A 23636-nucleotide genomic window follows, 5' to 3' on the forward strand; every position below is an offset into this window, starting at 1 on the left:
GGTCATCAATTACTGATTAATTTATTATTAATAATGAAATAATGATCAAAAAAACGGTAATGGGTTTTCAGCGATGAATCTCTTGGCCGATTTATGGTTTAATTGTACTATAAAAGCAAACGGTACCCAATCGGATACCGCCTGAACTAATAATCTCTATTAAAAACAACAACCCGTACGCCAGCTGACGGCCGGATGTTGCACCGGAAATGGCAGCGCCTGAAGTGACCATCGTCGGATTGGCACTGTCTAAACCAGTGGTTGAATTAATTTGATGGTATATTAAGCCCGACTACCCTGATGTGGGCGGGCTTTTTTGTATAAAGGCATTTGGTAACAACACGGTCGAGTACCCAGACCGTATACAACTAAAAGGGGATGGTTCGCTGTGTCTCACTGCTCATCACAGCCAGATCAATGATTCGGGCAAGCTGCCAGATATCGGTAGGGCTTATGGCAGGCTCGGCGCCGTTGACGATAGCCTCGTACAGGTTGTCATAAAAAGGGGTATAGTTACCAGGTTCACTGGTAATTTGCTCCGCCCGGCCATTCCGATAGAGTGTTCCCCACCGGTCTTCCGGCTCAAATCCCCAGGTGCTTTCATCGTCGGGCAGCCTATCAATACGAAGTCGCTCCTCCTGTGCATCCAACCCGTTTTTTATGAAGGAACCATCCGTACCGTGCAGGCTGTATCGTGGCTGGTGGTAATAAGCCAACAGGCTGGACTTCACCCGGACTGCCTTGTCTGCGTAGCCCAGCTTTATATCGAAATAGTCGTTGATGAGGCTGTCGGGCCGACTGTTTCGAATGGTAGCCTCTACGGTATCGGGCCTGCCAAAAAGGGTCAGAACCTGATCGAGCAGATGCGGCCCCAGGTTGTAGAGGTTACCGCGTCCTGCCCCCGGTTGCTCTTTCCAGCTTTGCGGCCGCAAACTCACGGGGGAGAACCGATCGTAACGGCTTTCGAACTCAACCAGGTTACCCAGGGCACCCTCGGCCAGTAACCGCTTGACGGTCAGGAAATCAGAATCCCACCGGCGATTCTGGTAAGCCGTCGCCACCCGACCCTGTTGTTGGGCAAGCTCCAGGAGTTGACGGGCGTCCTGTTCCGAGAGGGCAAACGGCTTTTCAATGACTACGTGTTTGTTGTGCTCGAGAGCCCGACGCGCGTAATCAACGTGGGTTTCGTTGGGTGAACAAATGAAGACCAGGTCGATGGATGGATCGGCAAACAACTCATCCGCCGTGGCAACCCACTCAATCGAGGCATCGAACGCACGAACCGCGTCGGGCCGGCTGCTGGCGATTTTCTTTAGGTGAAAGCGAGGGTTGACCGATAAAAACGGCGCGTGGAAATACCGTCCCGACAAGCCAAATCCCACCAAACCAACCTGAATAACGGTAGACATAACAAACGAAGTAAGGGTCAGAGAATAGAGCGCAAAGGTACGGTTTGCCACTGTATCAGCGTTGCTATAATGTATTGTTCATTTAGCTTACTAACGTATGAAACAAATCCTGATCGCGATGATCGCCATAGTGGCGCTGGCTTCCTGCGAAGGTGGTTCTCTCAAGAAAAAGAATTGCAAAGAGTGCGAAACATTAACCTATGGCCAGGCGGGGCTGGTCAATACAAACCAGCAGCGGGTTTGTGGCGATGATGAAGTTGCGGCCTATACGATTGCCAACTCAACGATTAACAGTAGCCTGACGGTGACCACAACCTGCAAATAAGCGGGTGCCCGGCTAAAATGAAAAAAACAGCCTTTTTGTAAGTCAATAATTACATAGGTTTGTCCCGCAACTAATTCGCTCAGGTATGGCCGCTGTGGTTTGTGTAATTGGCAGTTCAAACACCGACATGGTGATAAAAGGGGACCGGCTGCCTGCCCCCGGAGAAACCGTACTCGGTGGTACATTTTTAATGAATCCGGGTGGTAAGGGAGCTAATCAGGCTGTGGCGGCTGCCCGGCTGGCTCGGGTAGAGCCTAATGCGCCATCGACAAGGGTGGCGTTTGTGGCAACGATAGGCGATGATCTGTTTGGCCATCAGGCGCTTGAGCAATTCAAGCGGGAGCATATCCGCACAGACTTCATCACGACCGATGCCGACCAGCCATCAGGTGTTGCGCTGATCGGGGTAGATAGCCATGGTGAGAACTCCATCATGGTGGCGTCGGGGGCCAACGCAAAGCTGAGTCAGGAGCAGGTAAAAACGGCGTTAGCTGCCCAGGCAGACCCAAGTAATACAGTTATACTCCTGCAACTGGAAACGCCCATTCCGACGGTGGAATACGCCATTCGGCAGAGTTATGAGCGCGGCATGCGGGTCGTACTGAACCCGGCTCCGGCACAGTTCCTCGATCCGGCAGTGCTGGCTTGTTTATACGTCATTACACCCAACGAAACCGAAGCCGAGCTACTCACGCAGGTGCGCGTAACCGACGAAGACACCGCTCAACGGGCGGCCCAGCGCCTTCACGAAGCTGGGGTTCCTAACGTCGTGGTCACCCTTGGGTCAAAAGGAGCCTACCTGTCGACTCCGCAGGGCGCTTCGCTGGTGGCTGCTCCATCTGTAACGGCTGTAGATACAACGGCGGCTGGCGACTGTTTCAACGGGGCGTTGGCGGTGGCTATTGCCGAGGGGCTCAACCTCCCCGACGCGGTTGCTTTTGCCAGTAAAGCCGCATCCATTTCGGTAACCCGCCTGGGTGCCCAGTCATCATTGCCCTATCGCCGGGAAGTTGAGGCTCCATCGTAGCTTGCCGGCTATTTTTCTGAACTCGCCAATGACGAGAAAAAGACCTGTTTCTTTTGATAAGGAATAGTCTTTACGTAAACAAAACAGCCGCGATCTAAAAGACCGCGGCTGTCAGTACCCCACCTTAAATTATACTACACACCTCCAATACCACCGCAGCGCTAGCTTGTTCGTATGGGCAATGATTGTGAGGAAATGGGGATAAACGTGATTCTACGAGATGCTTAGGGGTTCAATTTTTTTTGATCCCTTCGCCATTGCTCCGATAAGTAAAATTAGTTACCTCTTTAGTTTAATTATTTACTGTTCGGTATATAGTTAATTTACTTAATATCTAGTTTTGTTTTCATGAATGAGAATAAAAATGAAATAATTGCCTATTTCTCAGGCCTTGTCCTCCCCGAAACACCGTTTCGGATCACCAAACAGACGGCAACATCCAATCTGCATAAATGCGTTGCTCTGTCGATGGAACTGGCCAGAGACGGTAATAAGACGAGCCTGATCAAGCTTATACGCATTCGGGAACTTCTGGAAAAGCACTCGCTGGATTTCTGCCAGAATGTGCGTGTACGCTGACTGACGCCAGCAGGTTTAAGTCGCCATTGCAACGCATGCCTAGGGCGAAGAAAGCCAACTAACCTGGCGTATAGAAGTGGTCCTACTGCAAGAGCGGGGATCTTCTCCATCCGGTTAGCTAAACATCTGCACGGTTCCACCTGTTTACCGGATAATTAATCACGCAACAGTATGAAACCAATTAAGTCAATCGCGCACATTCTCTTTATCGTTGTGGCGTTAAGTTCGTGCACGCCCAAAATGACGTTTCTTAACTCGACTATCGCGCCGGCTGCCACGGGTGGCATAACGGTGAAGAAGGACAAGAATAGTAATTACGTCATGAACGTCAGCGTTATGAATCTGGCCGAACCAAAGCAGCTTACGCCCCCCAAGGAAACATACATCGTCTGGATGGAATCGGATGATAACTCAACCAAAAAATTAGGCCAGATAGCTCCCCGGTCAAAAGCGCTCAAAGGCGAGTTGAGAGCGACATCCGTTGATAAGCCCAAGGAAATCTACATTACGGCCGAGAACGACGCCAATATCACGTATCCTACCGGCGACACGATATTGACAACCAAACGGTAATATGGGAAGTAGTATCAGTTACTTATAACTCATCGGAGAGGTTACGCATCGTCTCGATTTGTTCGGTTTTGAGAAACCTTGCCTGTCGGCTATAAGTAATCGACCCCACCCCCACACGACAACCGACTTGTTACTTAGCTAACCAGCCGCCCGTAAAACCGGCTTTGATCAACCCGCGCTTGATGTGCGGGTTTTTTTGCATAAGCTTCCAGATAAACTCTGACCGCAGATTTTCGGCCATCAGCAGAATTGGCCCCTGGTCAATACCCAAATAATCGACGTCGAACCAGCCCGCCTGCGTGGATCCATTTGCTACGCGAGCCGGATAACGGTAGGTGGGATTAAAGGCATCCCGGAAACCGTAGGTGCCGTAAAGTTTGGCGCCGTAGGCTGTTTTCATGGCGCGCAGTGCCGGAACGCATATCTCCGGCGCAAACGCCATTGATCCACCCGCTGCGGTGGGCGCAATGGTACCATCGTCAACGACCTGCGTGCTGGCTGCGCCACGCGCCCGGTAGGAGAAAAACTGTTGGCCATTGACCAGCGTATCACTTGGGCCATCGCAGGCAGTTAAGCCCCAGATCGTAGAACTGTAGTCCTGCCATTTACCCGGGTTTGCCAGGCAGTAGGCCCGGTTGGCGTAGGTAGCCCGGCGCGAATTCTCGGCGTAGTCGATGCCTTTACCGCGCATGTACTCGTCTTTTATCCCCCGAAAGTCAATCCAGATGTGCGAATACTGGTGCCCGAACAAGGGGTCGAAATTTACGTGTGTCTGGTCGTAAAAGGTAGCCCAGGGGTAAGACTTGGTCCAGGCTGCCCAAACGTCGGTACCAACGGCGTGGGTAGGGGAGCCCAGCGCCAATACATACAGCAGCATGGCTTCATTATAGCCGGTCCAGTTGCTGTTGATAAAGCCAGATTCGGGGTGCCAGCCCATGGACACAAAAGGCCGTTTATTTTGAAACCAAACCCAATCGACGCAGCCGTAAATCTGATCGGCTAGTTGGCGAATCTCGGTTTCAACGGCATTCGTCTGGTCAAAATAACTTTGTGCACTCAGTATACCGCCCAGTAACAGCGCGGTATCAATCGTAGACAGTTCGACCTGCTTGAAGCGCTCCCCGGTTTTCATGTCCAGAAAATGGTAAAAGAACCCTTTGTATCCCGTTACGCCCGTCGCTTTATCCGACTGGGGGGCGTTGGCAAAAAAGCGAAGCGTTTTCAGCGTTCGGTCGGCGGCCTGGCTACGTGTTATGTAGCCCCGTTCAGCACCGACCAGGTACGCTGTCAGGCCGAAACCCACGGCGGCAATGCTGGCAAAGGAAGCTGACGGTGCCCGGTCAGGGACCAGTCCGTTTTCGGCATTGGTCGTTTCCCAGAAATACCGGAACGTATCCTTTTGCAGACTATCGAGAAACGGTTGATCGGACGCCGACAGCGAAAATCCGGCAGTCGATGGCGCAACGGTCTGCTTCCGGGGTTGGCAACTCCCAATCGACAGGCTGGCGCATAGCAGGGTTATAGTTAGCAGGTGTTTCATAACGAGGTCGTTGTTTGTCATTGTGGTTCGCAGTAGTAATCAACGGAAAAACAACCACGAACCACAATCGACAAACTGGTTTAATACCCTGGATTTTGCGTCAACTGTCCACCGCTCAATTGAATCTGTGGTTGGGGGATGGGGAACACTTCATGCTTACCCGCCACGAAATTCTTGCCGAGTGCCTGGAAAACGGCCACGGCCCGTCCTTGACGAATCAGATCGAAATAACGGTCATGCTCGAAGGCTAACTCCAGCCGACGTTCGTTCCAGATAGCCAGCCGCAAATCGGCTTGTGCGGTTGTCGTCACATTGGGTAAAACGCCGGTAGCACCACCCCGCGCCCGCGCCCGAACAAGATTGAGTGACGTTAGTGCTTTGGCAGATTGCCCCAACTCGTTAGCCGCTTCGGCGTTCATGAGCAGCACCTCGGCGTAGCGAAGAATGCGAACATTTTTGCTGGTTTCCCAGGTGTCGCCGTTGTTGGTTTCCCTCGTGAAGCTGACGTAAGCTTTCATGTTGTAATACAGATTTTCGGCGTTCGGGCTGACCACCCGGCCATCCCAAAGGGTCATGCCTTTTCGAATAATTGTGCCATCCAGCCGGGTGTCGCCGGTTGTATACGCTTTGACCAGGTTTTCCGAAGGCGTATTAAAGCCCCAACCCCAGCCATTCTCACCGCGGGCCCCCTGTGACTCGAAATAGCCCTGTACCCCTTTGTTGGGCGTAACACCCCGCCCCTGAATTTCGAAGATCGACTCCGCGCCGTTTTCCGACGATTCCCGCCAGGTTTCCGCGTAATCCGGCAACAGCGAATACTGACCCGAAGCAATGATCTCGTCGGTCAGTTGCTGCACAACGCTCCACTTTTTCTCGTACATGGATACTTTAGCCAGTAATGCCTTGGCCGCCCCTTTGGTGGCCCGGCCAAGATCGGCGGAGTTGTACTGCGATTTCTCGGGAAGGTTGGAGACGGCTGTTGTCAGGTCGGTTTCGATCTGTGCGTACACCTGTGCTGCTGTAGCCCTCACCCGTCCCTGCTGAATGTCAGTCTGGTTGGTTGGGTCGGCTACTTTTACAATGAGCGGCACCCCGCCGAAGGAGCGAACCAGGTTGAAATAACAATAGGCACGCAGGAAACTGGCTTCACCGATCAGGCGGTTTTTCAGGGTATCGTTGATCGTCAGGGCAGGCAGATTGTCCAGCGCCTGGTTGGCTCGGGCAATGGCTTCGTACTGGCCACCCCAAACCTCATTGAAGGAAATGCTGGATGGTGTGAACGTAAGGTTATCCAACTGGTCCTTGTCCGTTCCCGAATCGCCTGGCGAGCTGCCTTTATCGGCATCGTCCGACGCAATACTGGTAATGCCGTTCCAGGAGAAGGAATGAAAATTCCAGTCGAGCATCTTAGAATAAACGGCGTTGACGAGGCTTGTTGCGGCATCGGCATTGCTCGAAAAGAAATCCGTTGGTGTCTGCTGACCCTGAGGTGCCACGTCCAGAAAGGAGGTGGAGCAGCCACCGGCAACCATCAGGCTACCAATGAACGTATAGGAAATTAGTTTCTGAAAAGTTTTCATCTGCGTTGTTTACTTAAAAGCCAATGTTCAGACCCGCCAGGTAAGCCGATGTGACCGGATACGTACTTAACTCAATACCCGCGTTCAGGGGATTGCTGCCCGGCAACTCCGGCGTATATCCCGAGAAAGCTTTGATCGTCAGAGCGTTCTGGGCCGTTACGTAGAATCGTATCCGGCTCACTTTAATCTGAGACACCAGCGACTTAGGTAAGGTGTACCCGAGTGTAATGTTGTTGATCCGGAAGAAAGAACCCGACTCTACGTAATACGTTGAGGAAATGGGAACGGCGTTACTGGCGCGGGGTTCCGTATTGCTGGGATTCGCTGGTGTCCAGCGATCGGCCCGCGAGGCTTCGATGTTCTCGTTGCCAAACCGTTGCGCTTTCTTTCCGTTGTACACTTTGTTGCCAAAGTTGGCGTACCAGTCGGTCGAGAAATCGAAGCCCTGGTAGGTAAAGCCGCCATTAACCCCAAAGTACAGTTTAGGCTGGTAGGAGCCGACGAACACGCGGTCGTTATCGTCAATAACACCATCGCCATTCTGATCGACATACCGGAAATCGCCGGGCTGGGTACCCTGAACTTTAGCGGCTGTATTCGTGACCTGTTCCTGCGTCTGGAAGATGCCATCCGTTTGCCAGACCCAGAAACTACCAATGGGCTGCCCTACCGCCGTACGCGTCGTGTACTGTCCGTTACCAATGCCGCCTTCGTTGATGGGCAGTCCGCCCTGTACGTCTTCCAGTCGGTTCTGGTTAATCGTGACGTTGGCACCAATGTTATACTGAAAGCCCTTCGCCGAGTTGTTGCGCCAGTTCAGGGCAAACTCATAACCCCGGTTTCGAACACTGGCAGCATTGGTCAAGTACGAGGCATCAACATCGCCGAAAATGGCGTCGATGGGGCGCAGAAACAAGGCGTCACGCGTCACCTTGTTGTAGTAGGCGAATTCGCCGGTCAGTCGGTTGTTCGCCATGGCAAACTCAAGCCCGACATCCGTTCCTGTCGTTACTTCCCAATGCAGGTTCGGGTCGATCAGGTTGGTAATGGTGCGGCCTTGTTGCAGCGTCTGGGTAGAGCCGAATGCATAGTCGAGTCCGCTGGCGATGGTGTACTGGAATGCACTGGGATCAATACGGTCGTTCCCTGTTTTTCCCCAGCTAACCCGCGCCTTCAACTGATCGAACGGCGTTTTGCCGCGCAGAAAAGGCTCTTCGCTCAGCACCCAGCCCGCCCCGATGGATGGGAAAAAGCCCCAGCGGTTATTGATCGGAAATTTGCTCGATCCGTCGTAACGCGCCGTGGCAGTCAGCAGGTAGCGATCCGAAAAGTTGTAGTTGACCCGACCGATGTAGGATTGACGCGTCTGGATACTACCGGACTGGCTGTTGGTTGCGGAGGAGGCATTCCCTGTATTCAGGTAGAAGTAATTCGACTGCGGGGGCACGTCCTGCCGGGCTGATTGCAGAATGTCGTTCTGAAAGCGTTCAACAACATAACCACCCAGAATTTTCACGGTATGGAGTTTTGCAAACGTATTGTTGTACTCGGCCGTGTTTGTCCAGAGCCAGCGGGTACTGGTCGATCGACCCACCGATAACAAACTTGTCAGGTTACGTTGATTGGCCGATACCTGATAAACGGGGTTGTAGTTGAAGGCCCGGTAGCTATTGCTTTCAATCCCGAAGTTCGATAGCACATTGATCTTTTTCAACACAGTCAGGTTGCCATAGAACGACCCCTGCAACCGCAGTGATTTCGCGTTGTAGTTGGTATAGTCGAGCTGGGCAACCGGATTGGCTACGTTGTTGCGGGATGTAAAACCGTAGGACCCATCGGCGTTACGAACAGATACCGTCGGTGCCTGTTTGTAGGCGTTGGTAAACGCAGAATAGGGTGTGGCAACGGTTACTGCCGGATCAGCCCCGCCTGCCAGATCCGAATTGTCGTTGGCCAGGCTCAAGTTGTGACCCAGTTTCAGCACTGGCGAAAGAGTGTATTCGTTGTTTAAGCGTAGCGTAAGCCGGTTGTAATCCGTTCCGTTCAGTATGCCTTTCTCGGTAAAATAACCAGCGCTGAACAGGTACGTCGTTTTCTCGGTTCCGCCACTCACCGACAGGGCGTGGTTTTGCTGGAAGCCGGTCCGGGTAATGGCTTTGAACCAGTCAGTGTTCGTTGCGTTAGCGGCCGCCGGATCAAAGGGCAGGGCCGCGCTCGGGTCGTCGTAGCGTACGGCTTCGTTGCTGTACTGAGTAAACAACGGCGAATCGGCCATCCTAACTCGATACGCCGGGGTCCGAATACCAACGTAAGCATCATAGGTCACACTGGGAGCGCCGGTTTTGCCCCGTTTGGTCGTAATCAGCACAACGCCATTGGCCGCGCGTACACCGTAAATGGCCGTTGCCGAGGCATCTTTCAACACATCGACGGAAGTAATATCCGAGGTGTTGATATTGCGAATGTCTTCCGTGATAATGCCGTCGACCACGTAGAGTGGATCGGCCCCACCGAGCAGCGTACCCGTTCCGCGAATCCGTACGGTAGGAGCTTGGCCAGGCGCACCGGAGTTAATGATCTGCACACCCGCCACTTTACTTTGCAACGCCTGGGTGGCGGATAGTACGGGTTGCCGGACGAGTTCCTCGCCTTTGACCTGCGCCACTGATCCGGTAACGTCAATTTTCCGTTGTGTACCGTAGCCCACCACGACAACCTCCTGCAACGCTCTGGCATCGTCGGCCAGTTCAACGTTGACGATTGTTTGATTACCCACCGGTACTTCCTGACTGGTCATGCCAATCATGCTGAACTGAAGGACTGATCCGTTGGGAACATTGATCTGGTACTGGCCATTTACATCCGTAGCCGTACCGGTGGTTGTTCCTATGATCAGGACATTGACGCCAGGTAGGCCCTGTTTGTCGGCCTTGTTAACAACCTTTCCTGTAATCTGCTGATTCTGAGCTTGTACACTGCCGCAAACAGCAAGCCAGATTACCGTTAAAAAGTAACCAAGTGTTTTCATACGTGAGTTGGATTTTAAATTGGGATATAAAAGTAACTATTTGGTAAGTATTCTTTTGCAAATACTATTTGTGCTTTTCTTAACTATATTTTAATCAACATGGAATCAGAATGTTAGGTAACGAAACTTTATTTGGTGATCGTATCTCCGGCACGTATGTGAGAAGTGGTGCATAACCTTGACGTCAGAAGGGCAGGAAGTGCCGTTGATCTGCTGATTAGCACTACACTGGGTAGGTACAGGAAGGTAGTAGAATAGGTAAGCTTTATCTTTAAAAGATTATACTCAAGACTAGCCTGTCACTTCTATGAAACGACTACTCGCTCTGTTCGTACTTTGTCAACTGGTTACGGTCTGGACGTTCGCTCAGGTGAGCGTTCAGAAGTTATTGACCGAAAACCGTGTCGATCCCATCGGAATCGATGTGCTGGTGCCTCGTCTGAGCTGGCAACTTATATCGGCCAAACAAAACGTTCGACAAACGGCCTACGAAGTCCGGGTTGGTACCGATGCCGCTTCGGTCGTAAAAGGAACAATCTGGCAGTCTGGTCGCGTATCGTCGGATCAATCCGTGCACGTATCCTATGCCGGACCTTCTCTGCAACCGGGTCAGCGGTATGTCTGGCAAGTGCGTGTCTGGGATAACACCACCACAAAGCCATCGGCCTGGAGTAGCCCGGCTCACTGGCAAACGGGTCTGCTGACGGCGGCCAACTGGAAAGCCAACTGGATTCAGCCTGGCTTTTCCGAGGATACGATAAATCAGCCCAGCCCGCTACTGCGGAAGGTATTTACGGTTGCTCGAAAGGTAAAAGCGGCCACCCTATTCATGACAGCGCATGGTCTCTATGAAGCCCAGATTAACGGACAGCGGGTGGGTGATGCGTTTCTGACGCCCGGCTGGACAAGCTACGAGACCCATCTTCAGTACCAGACGTACGACGTAACGAGCCTGTTGACGGCCGGGCCGAATACCCTTGGTGCCACCCTGGCCAGTGGCTGGTTCCGGGGGCGACTTGCCTGGCAGAATCAACGGAATATATACGGTAAAGAGCTGGCACTGTTAGGGCAATTGGCCATTACATACACCGACGGCAGCACGGAGACGATCATAACGGATAATAGCTGGAAGTCATCGACGGGAGCCATTCGGATGTCCGAGATCTACGACGGCGAACTCTGCGACTCACGGCTTGAGCAACCGGGCTGGACAACGGCTGGTTTTTCGGATGCCAACTGGTCGGGCGTAACGACCAAACCGTTTGGCTATACCAATCTGGTCGCGGCCTACAATGAGCCTATTCGCAAGCACGAAACCCGTCAGCCAGTAAAGGTGCTGACGACCCCGAAGGGCGAAACGGTTCTGGATTTTGGTCAGAATCTGGTGGGTTGGGTAACATGTCGGGTAACCGGCAAGGCGGGCGATAAGATCGTTTTTTCGCACGTTGAAATGCTCGATAAATTCGGGAACCCGTACTTTGAAAACCTGCGAACCGCCAAAGCACAGGCTACTTACTTGCTCAAAGGCGGAGCGGAAACCCTCGAACCGCACTTTACCTTCTTCGGCTTTCGCTACGTACGCGTTGAAGGGCTGTCCGGCCCGGTTAACCCCGCCGATTTTACGGCCATTGCCCTGTACTCGGATATGCCGAAAACCGGCGAGTTTACGACGTCCAATGCGCTGGTCAACCAGCTACAAAGCAACATTCAATGGGGGCAGCGGGGAAATTTTCTCGATGTGCCAACGGACTGTCCGCAACGCGACGAACGGCTAGGCTGGACGGGCGATGCGGAGGTATTTTCGCGAACGGCGGCTTTCAACTTCGGGGTCAATAATTTCTTTGCCAAGTGGCTCAAAGACGTAGCCGCCGATCAGTTCTCCAATGGAGCCGTTCCCTTCGTTATTCCCGATGTGCTGACCAAAACCGGTGCGTTCGGCCGGACCCCCATGGGCGCGGCTGGCTGGTCGGATGCGAGCATCATTATTCCCTGGAACCTGTACGTGTCTTACGACGACCGACGCGTGCTGGAGCAACAGTATGCCAGTATGAAAGCGTACGAAGGCTATATGGAGAGCGTGGCTAAAAACGACCTTTGGAGCGAAGGATTCCAGTTTGGCGACTGGCTGTCTTTTGTTGATACCGAAGGGAGCCCGGCATTTGAAGCCAGATCGGCCTTTACGGATGTTCACCTGGTAGCGCAGTGTTTTTACGCCTACAATACAGATTTAATGCAGAAAGCGGCTACGCTCCTGGGCAAAACAGAAGATGCCGCGCACTATACCACGCTGCTGGGCCGTATCAGGACGGCCTTTCAAAACGCATACATGACCCCAAACGGCCGCCTTATCTCCGATACACAAACCGCCTACGTGCTGGCGTTGCAGTTCGATATGCTGCCCGAACCATTGCGGCCACAGGCTGTTGGCCGACTGGTTGAGAACATAAAAAAATACAAAAATCACCTGACGACGGGTTTTCTGGGTACCCCCTTTCTGTGTCCCGTACTCAGTCGTTTTGGCCGGACCGATGTTGCCTACGATCTGCTTTTGCAGGACACGTATCCGTCCTGGCTATATCCGGTGAAGATGGGCGCAACAACTATCTGGGAGCGCTGGGATTCCATGAAGCCCGACAGCACGTTCCAAAGCCCATCAATGACCTCGTTCAATCACTACGCGTACGGAGCCGTTGGCGACTGGATGTACCGGACCATTACCGGTATTGACACCGACGAAGCCGGGCCGGGTTATAAGCACAGCATCATTAAACCCCAACCGGGCGGAAAGCTGACGTCTGCAAGTGCCAGCCTGCAAACCTACTACGGTCTTCTTCGCTCAGCCTGGAAAAGTGAGGCTGGTAAATTAACGATGACCGTTGACGTTCCCGCTAACACAACCGCCACAATATACGTACCAGCCAAAAGCGCCGATGCGGTTCAGGCAGGAGGAAAATCGCTGACAGCGGCAGGTCTGACCGTGGCAGGCAATGAGGCAGGTTATGTCGTGCTGAAAACGGGATCAGGCATCTACACTTTTACTACTAGTGAAAAGTAGTTGCCAAGTAGTTAACAAAAAAGGACCGTATAATTATTGACAATAAACAAAATACGGATACAACGAGTATCTTAATAGACTATATAGGTTCTTATTTTCTACAGTGTTGGGGCTTTTATTCCCCAACACTGTTTGGGGTATTCTGATAGATCAAGAGAGCATAATGAGTTTTACAAAGCCTGTTCCTGCTTTATACCTTTATCGGGTTACACTGGCATGATTTTAATAGCTTAATACGTAACCCGCTTTGTTGGTACCAGCGTAACGGGGCACTACTCCCTCCATTTATCTACGTTGCCTGTATATGAACGTAAACGTTTCCGACCAGACTGAATTACGCCTGACAAATGCCCTATTAGATTCTACATCAACCTCGTTCACACTGCTCTATGAGGCCTACTCACCAGCCTTATATGGGGTCTTGCTGCGTTTGGTTCACGATCAGGCCATAGCCGAGGATTTGTTGCAGGATGCGTTTATCAAAATCTGGTCGAACCGTCATAACTTCGATCCCAAACAGGGACGCCTGTTTACCTGGCTGCTGACCATCACCCGACATGTGGCGCTGGATGAGTTACGGGCCCGAAAGGTTCGGACGACGGCCAATACCTATATCTACAGCCGTTCCGACAGAGAAGTAAAGCAGGCTCTCCCCGAAGGAAAAGTTGATCAGCCTCTGCTGAGTCATCTGGCCCCTAAATACCGGGCCGTGGTAGAACTTATGTACTATCGGGATTATACCAGTCAGGAGATCGCCGAGAAATTGAAACTACCCCTTGGTACGGTCAAAACACGAATACGAAAAGCGATGCAGGAGCTTCGTTTCCACTTCAAAAAAGACATTTACCACTATCAGGCATAAATAGTCCTGCCTTTTTGGTGAGTGCATCTAAAGCCATCGTTTTCAGGGAATTCATAAGGTTGCCTTGTGGTAACCCTTTTTTAATTCGCTCACAAATCTGTTAATCATCAAATGTCGTAAATAAACGCATACTAGTAGACTTAATTTACGACAACTATGAAAACGCTAACCAATCTGTTTGCCCGATTCGATCGCCTGGATACGTCCATGAATCGGTGGCTGGTTATAAACAGCATCGTTATTTTACGGGTATGCCTGGGGCTCGTTTTTCTGGGGTTCGGTTTTCTGAAATTTTTCCCTGGTATTAGTCCTATTGAGGATTTAGCTACCCGAACAACAGTTGTGCTAACGCTAGGCCAGGTGACAGGTCACGCGGCTATGAATCTGGTCGCTGCACTGGAGTGCATTATCGGAATCTGTTTTATCAGTGGACGCTTTATGCGGGTGGGTGTATGGTTGATGGCCGCTCAGATGGTTGGTGCCATGTCTCCTCTGCTGTTTTTTCCAGCCGAACTCTTTCCGGCTCCGTTACACGCGCCTACCCTAGCTGCTCAATACATTATAAAAGACATTATATTGATAGCGGCTGGAATGGTGATGGCCTCTACCTGGACCGGAGCCCGTCTGGTTGTCGAGCAAACCAGTCTGGCGAGTAGCTTAAGCAAGCGGCTCCCTAATGTTTACCGACCTATTCAACCATCTGCTACTAGTGCGTAACCGTTGACAAGCATCCTGTAGCAGACTAAACACCTATACGGGGTTGCTTAACAAAATCGTAAACAGACAGCGTTTGTACACGGTAAGGAATTAAGCCTCCGCTACGTACAAACGCTGTCTGTTTGTGGAACCAATATATAGCTGGTAGGAGAAATAAACTAGTTGAATTTATTTTAATTAAGTTAACAAAAAGTATATATATTCGTAACTTCATCAGGTAAAATCTACTCAACGTTTCTTAAAATTTACCCCCATCGATTCCATTATTACAGATTCTCTGCCCGTGTCGTACAGCTACGTCAACGACTTCGTTCGGTTTACGAGTAACCAGGAGAGCCGCGTTAATCGGCAGCAACGGCTAGTCGATGGCGCAGCCTTGTTCATGTTCAGGTGTGTATTATTGTCGCTTATGTTGCTGTACGTGGGTATGCCCGTTGTACAGGCGAAGAAGCAACCCGTTGCTCATCAGGGCGTTATTGATCTACGGTCGGTAGATTTCACCAAAGACTATGTGGAGTTAAAGGGCGAATGGAAATGGTACTGGCATCAGCTTCGGCGGCCCAATCAGCCCGAATCCGCTTTCGAATATACTACGCTTCCCCAGCTTTGGGCCAGCAGTTCATGGCAGCATAAAATTCTCCCCGGTCAGGGTTTTGCTACGTACAGTTTAAAGGTCTTATTGCCCGCCAGATCGGTCCCGATCAGCCTGGAAGTGCCTGATTACAACACGGCTTACCGACTGTTTATAAACGGAAAAGAGGCCGCTCATGATGGTAACCCCACCGCCAGTCCTGAGACAATGAAACCCCATTGGTCTACTCAGCTGATTGCGTTACCTGCCACCGGCGATACGCTTTCGCTTCTGTTGCAACTGGCTAATCTTGAGCACGCCAAAGGAGGAGTTACCAAGTCGATAACCCTGGGTGAATCGACGCAACTGGCGTCAAAGCTGGCGATCGAACAGGCCATGTCCGTGTTTCTGATGGGATTTGTCCTGATGAGCGGATTATTCTTTCTGGGGCTGTTTGGGTTTAGTTCAATGGATCGGTCTATGTTGTATTACGGCCTGTTTTGCATTGCCTACAGCTACCGCCTGATCGGAACGGACTACTATGCTCTTCACACCCTGTTCCCGAATATACCCTGGGCACTGAGCGTTCGGCTGGAGTATATATCGTTGTACCTGGCTATCGGGTTCTTTGTGGTTTATTCTCAACTGTTATATCCCAAGGATACGCACCCCCGGATCACCAAGGTCATGAGCTGGCTTTGTTTCGCTTTTGCCTCAACCGTTATTGTGCTGCCGCCTATTCAGTTTACCCGACTGATGGATCCGTTTCTGGTCTTGATGGTGGCGTATATCGGCTATGCACTCTATGTGTACTGGAAAGCGTTTCGCAATCGCCGACCCGGTTCCCGCTTTTCATTGATGACGACTGGTCTGTTGCTAATCGTTTTCAGCCTGATTCTTGGTCAGTATTTTGGGCTGACGTCCCCGATGATGATCGAATTGTTTGTCGGTTATCTGGGCTTTTTCTTTCTGCAGTCGCTGGTGCTGGCATTTCGCTTTTCCAACGCGCTGAATGAAGCCCGGTACACAGAGAAGCAGTTTCTGGCCAATATGAGCCACGAGATCCGGACGCCCCTCAACGCGATACTCGGCTTCTCGGAGATGCTGGAAATGGCCCCTCTGAACGGCGAACAGAAAGAGTCGCTGCATTACATCCGTACAGCCGGTAAAAACCTGCTGACCATTGTTAATGACATTCTGGATATTGCCAAGATTGAAGCCGGTATGCTGCCGCTGGAATCTATTCCGTTCAGCCTTAGTCAGTTGGTGGATTCAATTCGAACCATGATCCTGCCGGCTGCTACCGATAAAAACCTGTCGCTGGTGGTCGAAACGGACCCAACCCTACCGGCGGTTGTGCTGGGCGATCCAACCCGGCTGACCCAGATTTTGCTCAATCTGCTCAGTAATGCCATCAAGTTCACCAAGCACGGACAGGTAACCGCCCGGATCGACAACGTTGGTCAGACGGATGATTCGGTTCGGGTGCGCTTCAGCGTGCGGGATACAGGAATTGGCATGACCCCCGATATTTTACCGCATATTTTTGACCGGTTCCGGCAAGCCAATGATTTCACGACTCGCTATTATGGCGGAACCGGTCTGGGGCTGAGTATTGTCAAATCCCTCACCGAAATGCAGGGGGGCTGGGTCAGGGTAACGAGTGTGCCGGATGAAGGCTCTTGCTTTACCCTGGAGATACCCTATAAAGTAACCACTGACACGCAGGAATCCCCCGTCGACTCATCGGCAGAAACCGCATCGGCTGATGGCCAGCAGGTCAGAATTCTGGTGGTAGAAGATAACCTGATCAATCAGAAACTGGCGCTGCAGGTACTCAAACGGTTGGGTTACTGGACGCAGATCGCGGAGAACGGACAGCAGGCCATCGATTGCTTACAGACGAGTCAGTATGACCTGATTCTGATGGATATTCAAATGCCCGTTATGGACGGATATACCGCTACCCGCCAAATTCGGACGACCTTGCAAAACAACGTGCCCATTATTGCCATGACCGCTCATGCCCTGGCCAGCGAGCGGGAGCAATGCCTGCAGGCGGGAATGAATGATTTTATTCCCAAGCCGTTTCAGATCGAAGAATTACAGCGGGTGATGCGGAAATATACGCCAGCCACCCCGAAACCCAGCGTGTCTGAGGCCGTTAGCGTATCGGCAAGGCCGGAAGCGGGCTTCTCGATCGAGCCACTGATGAGTTCGGTAGACAACGATGCTGCGTTTGCCGCTGAATTACTGGACCTATTTTTGCAACAGACAACTGTAGAACTGGAGCAGATTACGCAGGCCCAGGCGGAACAAAACATAAAGGTTATCGGCTCGCTGATTCATACCCAGAAAGTACCCATTCGAACGTTTGGCCTGGTACATATCAGTCAGTTGATCGATACACTGGAGAAAAAGATCGCTGCGGACAACGAGTCGACGGATATTGACGCGATGATAAGCCAGTACGTATCAATGCTCAAAAGTGAATTGCCCGCCATGCAGACCGCGTTGGTGACTATGCAAAAAGATATAGTCACCGACTGACCGGTTTATCCGGGACGAACCACCCGTGCCCATTTCGTCTGGCTACCCTATTGATCTGTAGCAGCGCTTATATAGTTCATTATCAACCCGTCTACCGAATGAATGAGGCAGTAAATAATTCGTCTATCGCACCGCGCCCCACCGATAAAAAACCCCTGCTGGGAATGGCCTTTCTGGTGGTCGAGGATTACCCGTTGAATATTATGTTTGCCAAACGACTGCTGGAGGGGTGGGGTGGGCAGATCGATGTAGCCAAAGATGGCCAGCAAGCGCTGGACCTGCTGGATCCAGCCAGGCATGTTATGGTGTTGATGGACTTGCAGATGCCGGTAATGGATGGCTATGAGTCGGCACGACGCATGCGGGAGCGGGGCGAAACGCTGCCGATCATTGCCTTGACGGCAGATACTACGGTAGATATTGAACAGCAGGTTCACGCGAATGGCATGAACGATATTCTGATAAAACCCCTCAAGGCAGATCGTCTGTTAGAATTAATTCTCGCCTATCAATCGTCGGCAACAAAGTAGGCCTGCCTGGTAGACTATCCCGTCGTTGAGGATATGCTTAATCGTGTAAGCACAGCTTCAACGACGGAGTAGAACGCTACAACAGTTTATCCGGCGTAATGGGCAATTCCCGGATGCGCTTGCCCGTGGCGTTAAAGATGGCATTGGCAACGGCGGCTGCTACGCCAACAATCCCTACTTCGCCAATCCCTTTTACGCCCAGCTTGTTGGAAACAGTGTCGTCTTCCCGGATGAAAATGGCTTCCATGGTACCAATATCCAGATTGGCCGGAACGTGGTAATCGGCTAACGAACGCGTGACAAAGTTGCCCCAGCGTGGATCGACAACCGATTCTTCGGTGAGCGCCATACCAATGCCCCAGATATTTCCACCGATGATTTGCGAGCGGGCTGTTTTGGGATTCAGAATTTTGCCCGCTCCCGTAACGGCCAGAAACCGGGAAACCCTGACCATACCCGTCGACTTATTGACCCGTACTTCCGCGAAATTAGCGTTGAAACTATGGGCCGAATAGTCTTCCGCATTATCGGGCGCTTTCGATTCCACCCGAGTCTGGTAGGTGCTGACCTTTTCCGAAAGCATCAATTGAGAGGCCGTTGGGCGGGCAAAATACTGTTTACCCGATCTGGCGATCAGCTCATCGGTAATCTTTATGCAGGCATCATTGACGACATTGGCATAACTGCTGGCCCCCACCGAACCTACCGAACCAGCGGCCGGCGGCAGATCGGAGTCACCAATCTTAACGCTTATTTTAGTCAGAGGCAAGTCCAGCGCATCGGCTGCCGTTTGGGCCAGTATGGTGTAGGTTCCCGTGCCCAAGTCGGCCGCGGCCAGTTCGACACTGGCGGTAACGTCGCTGCCTTCCCGTTTCAGTTTTACGATGGCGGAACTGGGCCGCTGGTGGGCGGGGTATGTTCCGCAGGCTACACCATAGCCAATCAGGTAATCGCCCTGCTGGTTCTGGCGGGGTTCTGATTTCCGTTTTTCCCACCCGAACGCGTTGGCCCCTTCTTTCAGACATTGAACCGTTTTGCGCGAGGACCAGGGCTTGCCGCTGGACGGATCGCGTTCCGGCTCGTTTTTCAGACGTAACTCGATGGGGTCCATCTTCAGCTTGTAAGCCAGTTCATCCATCGCCGATTCAAGGGCAAAACTCCCCGTCGATTTTCCCGGACCGCGGGTGTAGGTCGGCAGAATCATATTCATCGGCACGACTTTGTAGCTGATGAGCGAGTTAGGTACGTCGTACATAACTTTCGAGCAATCTCCGCAAGGCTCCACAAATTCGTCGTGTATGGCACAGTGCGTCGTAATCTCGTGTGAAAGCGCCGTTAGTTTACCGTCTTTTGTAGCGGACAGCCCTACGCGCTGGTAATTTCGCTGCCGCAGCCCGACGGAATTAACCATTTGCTGGCGGGTGAGGGCCAGCTTTACGGGACGATTGACCATTTTGGCCGCAACGGCGGTTAACACCAGGTTAGCCCACTGACCACCTTTGGAGCCGAATCCGCCCCCGATGTAGGGCGAAATAATCCGAACATTCTCGGGTTTTATCCCTAAAGTGACGGCTGCTGCACTTTGCGCCCCATTCACAATCTGCGAGCTATTATATAATGTCACATGGTCGCCGTTCCACTCGGCAATTGTGGCGTGGGGTTCCAGCGGGTGATGGTGTTCAATCGGCGTAGCGTACACTTCGTCAACCTTGTATTCGGCTGTGCTGAGGGTTGACTGCGTATCTCCGCGCTTTTCTTCTTTGGGCTCTTTGGCGGGTACGGCCTTCTTGGCCAGCTTTTCGAAATCAACGTCCGGCGTTGCTTTCGTGTAGTTTACCTTGATCAGGTGCGACGCGTGCCGGGCCTGTTCAAACGTTTCGGCGACGACCAGGCCAATATGCTGTCCGTAAAACTCAATGGCTGGGCTTTGAAGCATGGCCCCGCCCCGAATGCCGCCCTTTACGTTGAGCTTGGGGGCATTCATGTGGGTGATCACGGCCAGTACGCCCGGCGCTTTTTCGGCGTCGGCCGCGTCGATGGAGGCAATGGATCCGGCCGCAATCGTACTCTTAAACAGCACAGCATAAGCAACGTTCTTTACAGGATGGTCAGTCGAGTAATCGGCTTTACCGGTTACCTTCAAAATCCCATCAATACGACTGACCGGCGTACCGGTTATCTTGTTTCTTTCCTGCATGGCAATGATTGATTACGGACGTTAGGCCTTGTTCCCGTCAAGAGCGAGCTGGAGGGCTCTGACAATGCTCCGGCTGCCTAGTTCAATTTTGAATTTGTTATGGGCCAGTGGCTTTGCATTAGCCATCTCCGCATCGGCCGCCCGCTTGAAGTTCGCTTCGGTTGCCTCCTTGCCTGCCAGCATTTTTTCGGCGGTGAACGCCCGCCAGGGCTTGTGCGCTACGCCACCCAGGGCAATTCTGACCTGACCAATTCGACCACCCGATACGTCGGACCGCGATACGCCAGACTGTGACCCGTCCATTTCCAGCGCAACTCCTACCGAAATCAACGCAAAGGCGTACGAAGCCCGATCGCGAACTTTCAGGTAGTAGGAGTGGTCGGCAAAATTTGTTTTAGGTAGCTCGATGGCCGTAATCAAATCACCGTGGTTCAGATTGGTATCCTTCTCCGGCGTATCACCGGGGAGTCGGTGAAAATCGGCGAAGTTGATCGCCCGTTCCTGACCACCTGCCTGCCTGACCGTAACCGTGGCATCCAGGGCGGCTAGCGCAACGGCCATGTCGGAGGGGTACACCGCAACGCATTTTTCGGACCAACCGAAGATGGCGTGTAGTCGATTAACGCCTTCCAGCGCACCACAACCCGTTCCCGGTTCGCGCTTGTTGCAGGGCATGGCAACGTCGTAGAAATAAGGGCAACGGGTTCGCTGCAACAGATTGCCACCATTGGTAGCCATGTTCCTGATCTGACCCGATGCCCCTGCAAGAATTGCCTGGGTAAGCAGTGGGTAATTTTGACGAATTAATGGATGGTTGGCGGCATCCGTATTCTTGCCCAGACCACCAATAGACACACCTCCCTGGTTGATGCCAACTGATATAGGCTTGATTTGCGTGAGCGACAGCCGTGTAATGTCGATCAGTTCGTTGGGACGTTCAACGTCCTCCTTCATCAAATCCAGCAAGTTTGTGCCGCCCGCCAGAAATTTGGCATCTGGATTCACCTTCAGGAGTTGTACCGCCGAGGAAGCGTCTTTGGCATTCGTGTATTTAAAGGGTCTCATGAGGTGCTGTTGGTGAAGGGTTAGCCGACAAACTGCCAGATTTGCTCAACGGGCTTTCCGCTGTGGACTTCCTGAATAGCGGCCACAATATTTGGGTAGGCACCGCAACGGCACAGGTTGCCCGACATCCGCTCCTGTATCTCTTCGGTTGATAGCTGGACCGGCCCCGCTTTTGCGCGAACATTTTTCGTTACGTAACTGGCTTCTCCGTTTTTGGCTTCGTCCATCAGCGCGACGGCCGAGCAGATTTGTCCCGGTGTGCAGAACCCGCACTGAAAACCGTCGTGTTTCAGGAAAGCAGCCTGCACCGGATGCAGTTGATTTCCCTTGGCTATGCCCTCTATTGTTTTGACCGTTCTGCCTTCGCAGCTTGCCGCCAGCGTGAGGCAGGACAGGACGCGTCGGCCATCCACGATCACGGTGCAGGCTCCACACTGGCCATGATCACAGCCTTTTTTAGAACCCGTCAAGTCGAGTCGTTCCCGCAGGGTATCCAGTAAGGTCATCCTGGAGTCAACCAGCAGCTTTCGGGTTTCGCCATTGACGTTGAGCGACACGTTGACCCCGTTTTCCAGAGTTGCCGGTACGTAATCTGAAGCCGGGGCACTGACAGACCTTGTCAATACTTGCTCGGCCACCGCTGACTGAGCCGTCAGGATGCCACCCCCGGCGAGGGTCATGAGTTTCAGAAAATGACGCCTGTTTACACCCGTATCAAGAATCTCGTTGAGATCTTCTGGCATCAACTCTTCGAATAGCTTCTTTTCGTCCTCAGTTAATTGAGGCACTTGTTTGTCTTCATTCATGCTCTTTCGGGGGAGAGAGATACGAGTTTGGGTGGCAACGGGCTTGGCAATACGTATGGTATACGGAGAGACCAGCGGGTTGTTTATGCATGCCCTCGTTTCGTGTATCCCTGGCTTGTGTCCTCACGAGCCACCTGCCCGGCAGGCAAATCTGGCTGGCCGCAACGGCGGTTCGTGTACTCACAGACCGTGGATACTTGACCCAAATTAGATTGGCGAGGAGTGATTTGGCTGTCGGGTTAGGTATTGTTCGTGCTTTTCAAGGCCCAGAAAACCAGGACAGGCTGGAAGAATAAACGAACAAATCGCTTCAGATCGGTATCCAGACCGAAGGCACTACGTCGGTTGGCAAACTGAGCAATGTTGCCGGGGAATACCGCCGTGAAAAACGCGGCTGCTATTTTCCCTACAGTTTCCTGATGTTTTTCGGTGGTGAGTACCAAACTACTGCCCAGAGCAATTTCGGCCACGCCAGAATACACTACCGTATCGTCTTTTTTCAAGGGTACGGCATCCGGTACCTGGGCTTTGAAGGCCTGCCGGGCAAACGTCAGGTGGCTTACGCCGGCAACGATCAGCGTACCTCCTAAAACAACTCTGGCTATCCTTTTCGCAGTTTTATCGTCCATTGTTTGTGTTATCTAAACCAAGTTAACCACCAGGCCAACACGTTTGTGGTAAAGTCAACGCTCGACCGTGAATGTACAACTACGATTTTCTAGTTGATAGGTATAGTAACTGCCTTTGGCGTACTAGGGTTTAACTGGCTTTGTCAACGAGACGGGAAGCGTGACGAGATAGGAAGAGCGTAGGCGCGTCGGTAGAAGAAAAAAGACGGTTCCTGCACAGGCTTGCTCGCTAATGATCGAAAAAAAAAGCTCCACAGGCAGAGACCGTGGAGCAAAACAAGCATAACAGATATAAAACGGTAGCTGTGTGCCTTTATTGTGTAGCCTGAAACAGGAAAGCCCTTATTTATCTATATTTTTTCAGGTTCTCCTCTCCGGTCGGAAAGCGGCCACCTTTTCCTCTATTCACGGGCTCTGCGGTGAATAACTGCCTGACTCGAGTCGCTGGCGGCTCTAATTGACCTCTAATCTCAAAAGTATCAGCGATTGACTCATTTGTGACAGGGCCTGCGGGTCCGGGTGCCGACCTTTGATCTATCAAAACAGCCCAGTACATCACTAAACACATAGATCATGAAAGCGCTCATCAATCC

The 23636-nt window shown here is 52.1% G+C and carries 17 protein-coding genes; 9 read left to right on the forward strand and 8 right to left on the reverse strand.

The annotated features are described in order from the left end of the window. Positions 1-368 precede the first annotated feature (368 nt). A complete protein-coding gene (locus ACYU87_RS23345) occupies positions 369-1460 on the reverse strand; it encodes a Gfo/Idh/MocA family oxidoreductase (RefSeq protein WP_461136522.1) in 1092 nt (363 codons plus the stop codon). A gap of 46 nt (positions 1461-1506) precedes the next feature. Here ACYU87_RS23345 and ACYU87_RS23350 point away from each other — a divergent pair, with 46 nt between their 5' ends. The 4 genes from ACYU87_RS23350 to ACYU87_RS23365 all read left to right on the forward strand — a co-directional run bounded on the left by ACYU87_RS23350 (position 1507) and on the right by ACYU87_RS23365 (position 3913). Further along, positions 1507-1734: a hypothetical protein gene (locus tag ACYU87_RS23350; protein ID WP_461136523.1), complete on the forward strand. Its 228-nt coding sequence runs from the start codon at positions 1507-1509 to the stop codon at positions 1732-1734. An 85-nt stretch (positions 1735-1819) separates the two neighbouring features. Further along, positions 1820-2761, forward strand: a complete 942-nt coding sequence (gene rbsK, locus ACYU87_RS23355) for a ribokinase (protein WP_461136524.1) — start codon at positions 1820-1822, stop codon at positions 2759-2761. A gap of 348 nt (positions 2762-3109) precedes the next feature. Further along, complete coding sequence (locus ACYU87_RS23360) at positions 3110-3340, forward strand: DUF6965 family protein (protein WP_461136525.1); 231 nt, start codon at positions 3110-3112, stop codon at positions 3338-3340. 171 nt (positions 3341-3511) lie between these two features. Further along, positions 3512-3913, forward strand: coding sequence for a hypothetical protein (locus ACYU87_RS23365; RefSeq protein WP_461136526.1), 402 nt, complete (start codon positions 3512-3514; stop codon positions 3911-3913). Positions 3914-4043: 130 nt separating this feature from the next. On the opposite strand, the gene ACYU87_RS23370 is transcribed toward ACYU87_RS23365, so the two are convergent. The 3 genes from ACYU87_RS23370 to ACYU87_RS23380 all read right to left on the reverse strand — a co-directional run bounded on the left by ACYU87_RS23370 (position 4044) and on the right by ACYU87_RS23380 (position 10061). After that, on the reverse strand, positions 4044-5453 hold the full coding sequence (locus tag ACYU87_RS23370) for a glucoamylase family protein (protein ID WP_461136527.1): 1410 nt from the start codon (positions 5451-5453) through the stop codon (positions 4044-4046). A gap of 80 nt (positions 5454-5533) precedes the next feature. After that, entirely contained in the window at positions 5534-7033 is a 1500-nt protein-coding gene (locus ACYU87_RS23375; RefSeq protein WP_461136528.1) for a RagB/SusD family nutrient uptake outer membrane protein, read from the reverse strand. A 13-nt stretch (positions 7034-7046) separates the two neighbouring features. Continuing rightward, a complete protein-coding gene (locus tag ACYU87_RS23380; protein WP_461136529.1) occupies positions 7047-10061 on the reverse strand; it encodes a SusC/RagA family TonB-linked outer membrane protein in 3015 nt (1004 codons plus the stop codon). 307 nt (positions 10062-10368) lie between these two features. Here ACYU87_RS23380 and ACYU87_RS23385 point away from each other — a divergent pair, with 307 nt between their 5' ends. The 5 genes from ACYU87_RS23385 (at position 10369) to ACYU87_RS23405 (ending at position 18346) form a co-directional block, all read left to right on the forward strand. Next, positions 10369-13116, forward strand: coding sequence for an alpha-L-rhamnosidase (locus ACYU87_RS23385; RefSeq protein ID WP_461136530.1), 2748 nt, complete (start codon positions 10369-10371; stop codon positions 13114-13116). A 304-nt stretch (positions 13117-13420) separates the two neighbouring features. Next, entirely contained in the window at positions 13421-13978 is a 558-nt protein-coding gene (locus tag ACYU87_RS23390; RefSeq protein WP_461136531.1) for an RNA polymerase sigma factor, read from the forward strand. A 156-nt stretch (positions 13979-14134) separates the two neighbouring features. Then, a complete protein-coding gene (locus ACYU87_RS23395; RefSeq protein ID WP_461136532.1) occupies positions 14135-14695 on the forward strand; it encodes a DoxX family membrane protein in 561 nt (186 codons plus the stop codon). A gap of 283 nt (positions 14696-14978) precedes the next feature. Continuing rightward, positions 14979-17816 carry an ATP-binding protein gene (locus tag ACYU87_RS23400; RefSeq protein ID WP_461136533.1) on the forward strand — a complete coding sequence of 946 codons (2838 nt, stop codon included), beginning with the start codon at positions 14979-14981 and terminating at the stop codon, positions 17814-17816. Positions 17817-17914: 98 nt separating this feature from the next. After that, the gene (locus ACYU87_RS23405) at positions 17915-18346 is read left to right on the forward strand and encodes a response regulator (RefSeq protein WP_461136534.1); all 432 of its coding nucleotides are present in this window, start codon (positions 17915-17917) and stop codon (positions 18344-18346) included. 76 nt (positions 18347-18422) lie between these two features. Here the strand turns inward: ACYU87_RS23405 and ACYU87_RS23410 are convergent, their stop codons facing one another. The 4 genes from ACYU87_RS23410 to ACYU87_RS23425 all read right to left on the reverse strand — a co-directional run bounded on the left by ACYU87_RS23410 (position 18423) and on the right by ACYU87_RS23425 (position 23043). Next, positions 18423-20543, reverse strand: a complete 2121-nt coding sequence (locus ACYU87_RS23410) for a xanthine dehydrogenase family protein molybdopterin-binding subunit (protein ID WP_461136535.1) — start codon at positions 20541-20543, stop codon at positions 18423-18425. Positions 20544-20564: 21 nt separating this feature from the next. Then, positions 20565-21608, reverse strand: a complete 1044-nt coding sequence (locus ACYU87_RS23415; RefSeq protein ID WP_461136536.1) for an FAD binding domain-containing protein — start codon at positions 21606-21608, stop codon at positions 20565-20567. Positions 21609-21628: 20 nt separating this feature from the next. Continuing rightward, positions 21629-22414: a 2Fe-2S iron-sulfur cluster-binding protein gene (locus tag ACYU87_RS23420; protein WP_461136537.1), complete on the reverse strand. Its 786-nt coding sequence runs from the start codon at positions 22412-22414 to the stop codon at positions 21629-21631. A 239-nt stretch (positions 22415-22653) separates the two neighbouring features. Next, positions 22654-23043: a DoxX family protein gene (locus tag ACYU87_RS23425; RefSeq protein WP_461136538.1), complete on the reverse strand. Its 390-nt coding sequence runs from the start codon at positions 23041-23043 to the stop codon at positions 22654-22656. Positions 23044-23636 lie beyond the last annotated feature (593 nt).

This window comes from Spirosoma lituiforme (assembly GCF_054776635.1).